The sequence below is a fragment of the Kitasatospora sp. NPDC001539 genome (genome assembly GCF_040298565.1).
GTDB lineage: Bacteria > Actinomycetota > Actinomycetes > Streptomycetales > Streptomycetaceae > Kitasatospora.
This window is the reverse complement of sequence record NZ_JBEPAK010000289.1, coordinates 1-8183: the sequence shown is the minus strand read 5'-3', so window position 1 is coordinate 8183 and position 8183 is coordinate 1. Positions and strand designations below refer to the sequence as shown.

Annotated in this window: 9 protein-coding genes; 4 read left to right on the top strand and 5 right to left on the bottom strand. The window is 75.3% G+C overall.

What is annotated here, in order from left to right:
- Window positions 1-89 precede the first annotated feature (89 nt).
- Entirely contained in the window at window positions 90-545 is a 456-nt protein-coding gene (locus ABT247_RS29440) for a hypothetical protein (protein ID WP_350748421.1), read from the top strand.
- Between the two features lie 208 nt (window positions 546-753).
- Window positions 754-1380, top strand: coding sequence for a hypothetical protein (locus ABT247_RS29435; protein WP_350748418.1), 627 nt, complete (start codon window positions 754-756; stop codon window positions 1378-1380).
- Here ABT247_RS29435 and ABT247_RS29430 read toward each other — a convergent pair.
- A complete protein-coding gene (locus ABT247_RS29430; RefSeq protein ID WP_350748415.1) occupies window positions 1368-1832 on the bottom strand; it encodes a hypothetical protein in 465 nt (154 codons plus the stop codon). The two genes, ABT247_RS29435 and ABT247_RS29430, sit on opposite strands and share 13 nt — an antisense overlap.
- Before the next feature lie 605 nt (window positions 1833-2437).
- Here ABT247_RS29430 and ABT247_RS29425 point away from each other — a divergent pair.
- Window positions 2438-2605, top strand: a complete 168-nt coding sequence (locus ABT247_RS29425; RefSeq protein WP_350748412.1) for a hypothetical protein — start codon at window positions 2438-2440, stop codon at window positions 2603-2605.
- A 116-nt stretch (window positions 2606-2721) separates the two neighbouring features.
- Entirely contained in the window at window positions 2722-4047 is a 1326-nt protein-coding gene (gene lysA / locus ABT247_RS29420) for a diaminopimelate decarboxylase (protein ID WP_350748424.1), read from the top strand.
- A gap of 36 nt (window positions 4048-4083) precedes the next feature.
- On the opposite strand, the gene ABT247_RS29415 is transcribed toward lysA, so the two are convergent.
- From ABT247_RS29415 to ABT247_RS29400, 4 genes are all read right to left on the bottom strand, one after another.
- Window positions 4084-4512 (bottom strand): VOC family protein, encoded by a 429-nt coding sequence (locus ABT247_RS29415; RefSeq protein WP_350748409.1) that lies wholly within the window; start codon window positions 4510-4512, stop codon window positions 4084-4086.
- Between the two features lie 162 nt (window positions 4513-4674).
- The gene (locus ABT247_RS29410; RefSeq protein ID WP_350748406.1) at window positions 4675-6186 is read right to left on the bottom strand and encodes a S53 family peptidase; all 1512 of its coding nucleotides are present in this window, start codon (window positions 6184-6186) and stop codon (window positions 4675-4677) included.
- 343 nt (window positions 6187-6529) lie between these two features.
- Window positions 6530-7363, bottom strand: a complete 834-nt coding sequence (locus tag ABT247_RS29405) for an NADPH-dependent F420 reductase (RefSeq protein ID WP_350748404.1) — start codon at window positions 7361-7363, stop codon at window positions 6530-6532.
- Between the two features lie 75 nt (window positions 7364-7438).
- Window positions 7439-8059: an L-threonylcarbamoyladenylate synthase gene (locus ABT247_RS29400; protein WP_350748402.1), complete on the bottom strand. Its 621-nt coding sequence runs from the start codon at window positions 8057-8059 to the stop codon at window positions 7439-7441.
- Window positions 8060-8183 lie beyond the last annotated feature (124 nt).

Genomic DNA, 8183 nt, shown 5'->3' with positions numbered 1-8183 from the left:
GGACGACCCGGCGCGCGGGGTCCGGGGGCGGGGGTTAGCGTCGGCCACACGTTCCCGGCCCCAACCCTTCCCGGCCCCAGGAGGTCGCAGTGCAGCGGTGGATCGTCCTGACGGTACTGACCTCGGCCCTCACCGGCCTCGCCGTCCCCGCCGTGGCCGACGCCCCGGCACCGACCGGCGACCCGGCGCCGGCCGCCACCGTCGCCGCCATCGGTGAGGTCCGGATCGATCCGAGGATCCCCGGCCGGGTCCGGGTGGACGTCGACTACCTGTGCTCCGTCGCGGACGAGACCCGCTCGCTGACCGTCTCGGTCGAACAGCGGGACCCGGAGGACTCCTCGTCGATCGCCTTCGGCTCCAGCCGCACCGCCGAGGCCGACGTGATCTGCGACGGGACGCGGCAGCACCGCCAGGTGGTCGTCCAGTCCAAGACCGTCAACTGGATCCCGGGCGCCGACGCCGTCGTCATCGCCACCGTCTCCGACATCGGCGCGACGCCGTCGGCGTTCGCGGACAGCCGCCGGGTGAAGCTCGCCGCCGGCTGACACCGGGACGCCTCCTCGCCGTTCGGCCCCTCGCCGTTCGGCCCCTCGCCGTCCGGTCCCCAGCCGTCCGGCCCCCAGCCGTCCGATCCCCCGCCGTCCGGCCCCCGTCGTCCGCGGACGTGCCGCTCCGCGCCGCCGCCCTGCCTGGCCCCAGGTTCTACACTGCTGTAGAAATATGGCCCGGACGACCAGTGGACGGGGGCACAGCATGGACAGGCCGCTTCGGCTGCCGCAGCAGGACCGGGCCGACTTCGAGGCCGAACTCTCCAGGGCCCTGGCGGCGCCGCAGGTGCGGGCCGCGCTGCGGGACAGCGGGGAGGGCGCGCAGGGCGTGGAGCGGCTGCGGCGGACGGCGCGGGAGAACGCCGCCTACGTGCTGGCCGCGGCGGCGCCGGAGTACGAGCGGTACGCGGCGCTGCGGGCGGGCTCCGACTCGCCGGCCCGACCGCCGGCGGACCTGCCCGAGGCGGGCCGGGTGGCCGGGTGGTGGGGGGTGCTGGCGGTGGTCGTGCCGATCGTCGCCGGTGCGGCCGCCGCCGTGCTCCTGCTGCTCGGCTGGCTGCTGGGACTGGCCGAGGACGCGGACGCGCTGGGCCGGGCGCTGGTGACCGCCGGGTGGGTGTCCGCCGGGGCGGCGGCGGTGTCCCTGCTGGGCGGCGGGCTGGGACTGTTGGCGGCGGCGGCCCGGCCGCAGGGGCCGGCGGCGGCCGAAGCGGCGGACGGCGGCGACGAGTTGGCGCGGGCGCGGGATGCCTGGCGGTCCTCGCTGGCCGAACGCGGACTGGTGCCCTATCTGGTGGCGCAGGCGAAGGTGGCGCCCGGTCAGCGGCGCTGATCCAGGCCCGGTGTACGGGTGGCGTCGACCAGGAGCCGGACGGTGTCCAGCGGGATGTCCAGCCGGCGGGCGATCCACGGTGCCGGGCGGCCGGCCCTGACGAGCGTCCAGGCCGAGTACAACTGGCCCAGCTGGGGCGCCTGTTCGGCGAGCAGCAGGGGGCGGACCGCCTCCATCGGGAAGCCCTCGAGCGCCCGGGCGCTGTACTCGCGGCCGTTCGGACCGAGCGGCGGCAGCGGCAGGGGCCGGCGGGCGTCGAGCCAGCGGCTCAACAGCACCGCGCCGACCAGCAGCAGTCCGGAGCAGGAGGCGCCGACGAGGATGCCGCCGATCACCGGGCGCTCGTCCTCCTTCGCCAGGCCGAGGGTCACCTCCTCCAGCACGAGCAGCCCGAGGACGGAGAGCAGGACCGCCGCCTCGCGCGGACGCGGCAAGAGCCGGGACGTCGTCATGGGGAACCTCTTCCTCGGCCGGAGGGCCGGGGGTCGGGGGCGGGCGCGGCGACTCACCTTCCGTACAACGGCGGCGGGCGGCCCGGGGTACGCCGGGACGGGCGGGGCGGTGAACGACCGGCTGCCGAGTTGACGAAGCGTCAGAAGCCGCAGGCGCTTCAGGAGCGTCAGGAGCGCGGGCGTGTCAGGGGCGTGAGGGGCGTGAGGGGCGTCGGGGCCGTCGGGGGCGCGGCCGAGGGCTCCGGGTTCCCCCGGAACCGGAGTCCGGGGTTCTGGGGCGGACGCGGGTGCGGTCGAGTCCCGGACTCCTGCGGTCCACGGGTCTCGCCTCCTTCCGGTCGGGTGCGCCGGGGCTGGTGCGGGCGTCGACAGGGGCAGGGATTCGCCTTCGGACCTGCCGACAGGATAGCCGGGCCATGCCAAGTTCGACAGGCGTGTCGAAGTGGGCGCCGGGCCCGAGGCCGCGCCGTTGAGGGTGTCAGGGGGCCGTCAACGTCGGCGGCCGGGGCGTACGGCTCGCGTCAAGGGCGGCGCCCCGCGGCCGGGGGAGGGCTTCCACTGGAGGGGACCGGGCCGCGCGGCCCACCGTCGAAGGGACCGTCACGATGAACGACTCCGCCACCGCCACCGAACCGCCGCCACGTCGCGTGGTCCGGCTGCTCGCCCGTCCGGCCGAGCAGCCCCACCCGCCGGCGCGGCCCTCGGAGCCCGCACCCGCCCACGATCGCGGCCGCCCGGCGCACTGCCGCATCGCGATGCAGTTCGAGGACTGAGCAGACCGACCCGAGGAGTCGCCACCATGAGCCAGCTCGCCGCCGTAGCCGCCCCCGCCGCTGCACCCGCCCCGGCCCCGGCCGCCGACGCTCCGCCCACGGCCACGCCGGCCGCCATGCCGCCCGCCGCCACGCCCGCCGACGCCCTCGGCGGCCCCTGGCCGGCCTCGGCGCGGCCCGGCCCGGGCGGGGAGGTGCTGGTCGGCGGGGTCGGACTGGCGGAGGCCGCCGAGCGGTTCGGCACCCCGCTCTACGTGCTGGACGAGGGCGAGGTGCGGGCCCGCGCCCGCGCCTACCGCAGGGCGCTGCCGCACGCCGAGGTGCTGTACGCGGCCAAGGCCTTCCTGTGCAGCGCGATCGCCGCATGGGTCGAGGCGGAGGGCCTGGGACTGGACGTCTGCTCGGCGGGCGAACTGCGGCTGGCCGTCTCGGCGGGCTTCCCGGCGCAGCGGATCCTCCTGCACGGCAACGCCAAGTCCCCCGAGGAGCTGCGGCTGGCGCGGCGGCTGCGGGTCGGGCGGATCGTGATCGACGGCCCGGCCGAGATCGCCCGGCTGGCCGCCCTGGTGGCCGCCGACACCCCGCAGAAGGTGCTGGTCCGGGTGGTGCCCGGGATCGCGGCCGGGCACCACCCGGCGGTGCGGACCGGCGTCAGCGGCCAGAAGTTCGGCTTCGCCGTCGAGGGCGGTGACGCGGCCGACGCGATCGCCCGGGTCCTCGACCAGCCGGGGCTGGAACTGTCGGGGCTGCACTGCCACGTGGGCTCGCAGATCACCGAGGTCGAGCCGTACCTGCGGGCGGTGGACGCGCTGGTGCGGCTGCTGGCGGAGGTGCGGGAGCGGCACGGAGTGGAACTGCCCGAACTGGACCTCGGCGGCGGGCACGGCATCCGCCAGGTGCCCGGCGACGCCGAGTTGGACCTCGCCGAGTTCGCGGTCCGGGTGACGGACCGCCTGGCGGTCCGCTGCGCCGAGGCCGGACTGGAGGTGCCGCGCCTGCTGGTGGAACCGGGCCGGGCGGTGGTCGGCCCGGCCGCCGTGGCGGTCTACCGGGTGCTGTCCGTCAAGCACGGGCCCGACGGCCGCTGCTTCGCCGCGGTCGACGGCGGGATGAGCGACAACCCGCGCCCGGCACTGTACGGATCGCCGTACACCGTGCGGCTGGTGGGCCGCCGCTCGGAGGCGCGCGACGCCCGGGTCGACGTGGTCGGCCGCCACTGCGAGGCCGGCGACGTCCTGGTGCGCGACGCCGTGCTGCCCGCCGACCTGCGCCCGGGCGACCTGCTGGCGGTGCCGGCCGCCGGGGCGTACCAGCTGTCCATGGCGTCCGGCTACAACCTGGTCGGCCGCCCGCCCGTCGCGGCGGTCAAGGACGGCCGGGCCAGGCTGCTGATCCGCCGGGAGACGGTGGAGGACTTCCACCGGCGCGAGGTCGGCCGGTGAGGGCGGCCAGCGGCCCTGCGGGGCTCAGGACGACCCCTAGTCGACGCAGAACTCGTTGCCCTCGATGTCCTGCATCGGGATGCACGCGTCGTGGCCGTCGTACAGCACCTGCACCTGCACCGCGCCGAGTGCGACCAGGCGTTCGCTCTCGGCCCGGAGGGCGGCGAGGCGCTCCTCGCCCACGAGCCCGGTGCCGACCCGGACGTCGAGGTGCACCCGGTTCTTGACGACCTTGCCCTCGGGAACGCGCTGGAAGTACAGCCGAGGCCCCACCCCCGTCGGGTCGAGGCAGGCGAACCAGGAACCGCGCTCCTCGGCCGGCCGGGAGCTCTCGTACTCCTCCCAGGTGGCGAACCCCTTCGGCGGCGGGGTCGGGACGTACCCGAGCACCTCGCACCAGAAGCGGCCGACGCGCTCGGGCTCGGCGCAGTCGAAGGTGACCTGGAACTGCTTGACCGCTGACATGGGCGGCACCCTGGCAAAGGGCGATCACGCCCATCATCCGCATTCCGGACGGACGTTGACGTTGGCGGTGCGACGGGCCCGGCGCACGGCTTCGCCCCGCCGGGCCGTGGCTCGACGGGGCGAAGCGGGCGGGGCCCCGGCCGCCCGTGCGGCCGGCCGGCGTCAGCCGGTGTGGGCGGCGCTGACCAGGTCGGGCAGCAGCTTCGCCGCGTTGGGCGTGCCGAGCCCGGTGATCGGGTCCCAGCCGGTGCTGGCGGGGTAGCCCGGGACCGTCGGGTCGGCGGTGTTGTTGCCGAGGGTCACGTCGTTGAAGTCGGCGGCGTACGCGGCCGGGTCGGCCGCCAGCTTGTACAGGGCCGGGTTGATCTGGCCGAGGCCGCCGCCGTTGATCTGGTCCGCGATCGAGACCAGGCCCGCCCACTGCGGGCAGGAGAGCGAGGTGCCGCCGATGTCGTACCAGCCGGTGCTGCACGGCGTGGCACCGCACTTGAGGCCGGAGGAGCCGTCCGGCGGCAGCGACAGGTAGACCAGCGCGCCGGTGCCGGAGGCGGCCTGGAGGGAGATGTCCGGGACGCCGCGCTTGGCGCCGATGGCCGTGGAGCCGGCGGGCAGCGCCGACTGGTAGGCGGGCTTGTCGAAGACCTGGCTGAACCCGCCGCCCGCGAAGGTCCATCCGACCTCGGCCGCACCGGGGTTGGCCCGGCAGGCGGCCGGGCTGTCGGTGCTGTCGACGGTCCGGCCGGCGGTGGCTCCGGGGTCGGTGCACAGGTTCGTGCCGCCGACGCCGGTCACCAGCGGGTCGGAGGCCGGCCACTCGACCGACGGGTCCGGGAGGGTGGAGCCGCCCTGCTTCACCGGCGTCTTCTTCGACCCGGCCGAGCCGTTGTCGCCGGACGAGCCGAGCACCGTGACGCCGTTCAGGGCCGCCGACTTGAAGGCGTGCCGGAGCGGCTCGATCGACTGGGCGCTGGCGAACGCGCCCTCCGCGGAGGCGAAGGACTGCGAGATGACGTTCGCCAGGTGGTGGTCGACCACGTACTGCTCGGCGTTCATCATGGCCGGGAAGCCCTGGACGCCGAGCGTCTCCGCCGTGGGGGTGCTGACCAGCAGGATGTTGGCACCGGGGGCCATCGCGTGCGCGGTCTCCACGTCGAGCGCGACCTCGAGCGCCCAGGCGGCCTTGTCCTCCTGGCCGGTGCCCTTGCTGCCGGGCGGCGGCGCGGTGGTGCCCGGCGCGCCCTGGACGTGCAGCTCGCTGAAGGTCGGCATGCCCGGCTGGCAGGTCACGCCCTCCTCGCCGCACATCGCGGTGACGCCGAAGGCCTGGTCGAAGACGTGCAGGTCGTGGGCCATGGTGTCGCTGCCGTAGGAGTCGACGATGGCGATCGTCTGGCCCCGGCCGTCGTAGCCGCCGGCGTAGAGCGGGCCGAGGTTGTACGCGGCGCGGATCGCCTGCGGGCCGAAGCAGCGGCGGCCCGCCGACGCGCACTGCGCCTGGGTGGGGGGCGTGGTGCTGGTCGCGACCTGGGCGTAGTCGGCCACCGCGGGGTGCACGGCCGGGTAGTCGGCGGCCACGGCGGTGCCCGCCGTCGGGACGGCGAGCGCACCGGAGGCCGCGAGCGCCAGGCTGCTCACCCCCGCCAGGAGCATCCGGCGTATGGTTGGTGCCTTCAAGTCGTCCTCCATGAGGGTTGGTTGGGGGACATCGGCGGATGGACGCGGGTCGGATCGTGCGACACCGGGTCCGTGAGGTCTCCGTGACACGAGGTCACGGACGGGCGCGAGTGTAGGGGCGCCGGCGGCCCGGCCTCAATGGCTTCTCCCGAATCGGATCGACGCCCGTGCCGCGCGCCGGACGTCCGTCCACCGACCGTCGGTACACGCTCCCACCAGGCCGGTCCCCGGCACCCTGGCGGTGGCCGCCGGACCGCCCGCCGCGCAGCAGAAGGCCGGCCCTCCCCGGGCGGGGAGGGCCGGCCGGTTCGGCGCGGCTCAGGGCACGCGAGCCCTTCGGTGCTCAGGCCCGATGGGCCGCCGGGCGCTCGGGGGAGGCCTCGGCCAGGGCCCGGGTGACGGCCTCGACACCGGCGCGCAGGCCGTACACCGGGGTGCCGGGCTGCTGGCGCCACGAGTCGTCGATGCCGCCGGCGTCCACCGTGTCGAAGCCCAACTCGTCGATCAGGGCCCGCACGACGCGCTTGGCCGCCTCGTCGTCGGAGGCGACGGGTACGGCGATCCGCTCCGGGTCACCGGCCGGGCGGGGGCGCTCCAGCAGGTCCTGCGCGAAGGTGCCGTTGAACGCCTTCACCACCCGGTGGCCGAGGTGCTGCTCCGTCCAGCGGCTCTCGGTCAGTCCGTCGTCCTCGATCGCGTCGATCCGGCCGTCGCGCTGCTGCGGGTAGTAGTTGCCGGTGTCGATCACCGCCACGTCCTCGGCCGCGCCGTCCAGCAGGCCGGCGGGCAGGTCCGGCACGTTCTTCAGCGGGACGGTCACCACCACGACCTGCGCGCCCTTCGCCGCCTCGGCGGCCGTCACCGCCTTCGCGCCGGTCTCCTCGACCAGGGCCTTGAGCGTCTCCGGGCCGCGCGAGTTGGCCACCGAGACCTCGTGGCCGAGCGCGGTGAGGCGCCGGGTCAGGTTGCCGCCGATGTTGCCCGCGCCGATGATGCCGATCTTCATGGGAAAGCCTCTCTCTCCGGGAGTGCCGGTCCGGCCGGCCCGTTCGTGCCAGCCGTTCCAGCCGTGCCAGCCGTTCCGTCCGCTCCGGCTGCAGGACTGCCGCAAGCTCGTCGACCTCGGCCAACCCCGCGGTGGTCGGATCTGTTCCCGGGCAGGGGACCATCCCCGCACCGCCCCGCGCGCCCCGCCGCGCCGGCGAGCCCTACGCCGACCGGGCGGCCCGCGCCCGGGAGGACGGCCCCGCCGTCACTCGAAGCGCGCGGGGTCGCCGGCGCCGCGGCGGACGATCTCCGCCTCGCCGTCCGAGAAGTCGACGACGGTCGTCGGTTCCGTGCCGCAGTCCCCCGAATCCACCACGGCGTCCAGCACGTGGTCCAGCCGCTCCTTGATCTCCCACCCCTGGGTCATCGGCTCGTCGTCCCCGGGGAGGAACAGGGTGCTGGAGAGCAGCGGCTCACCGAGTTCGGCCAGCAGCGCCCTGGTGACGGCGTGGTCGGGGATCCGGACCCCCACCGTCTTCTTCTTCGGGTGCATCAGGCGGCGCGGCACCTCCTTGGTGGCCGGGAGGATGAAGGTGTAGCTGCCGGGCGTCGCGGCCTTGACGGCACGGAAGACGTTGTTGTCGATGTGGACGAACTGCCCCAGCTGGGCGAAGTCCTCGCACATCAGCGTGAAGTGGTGGCGTTCGTCGAGACGCCGGATGGACCTGATCCGCTCCAGCCCGTCGCGGTTGTCCAGTCGGCAGCCGAGGGCGAAACAGGAGTCGGTCGGGTACGCGATGAGGGCCCCGGACCGGAGGTCGGCGGCCACGGTGCTGATGGTGCGCGGCTGCGGGGACTCTGGGTGCACGTCGAAGTACTTCGCCATTGGGCGACCCTACGGCATCCCGGAGATCCACGGGCGCAACCACGAGGTGGGGGGGGGCGGGGTTGCGGCCGCCCCCCGCGTTTGGGGGGTGTGATGTTGGGTAGTGGGGTGTGGTGGGTGTTAG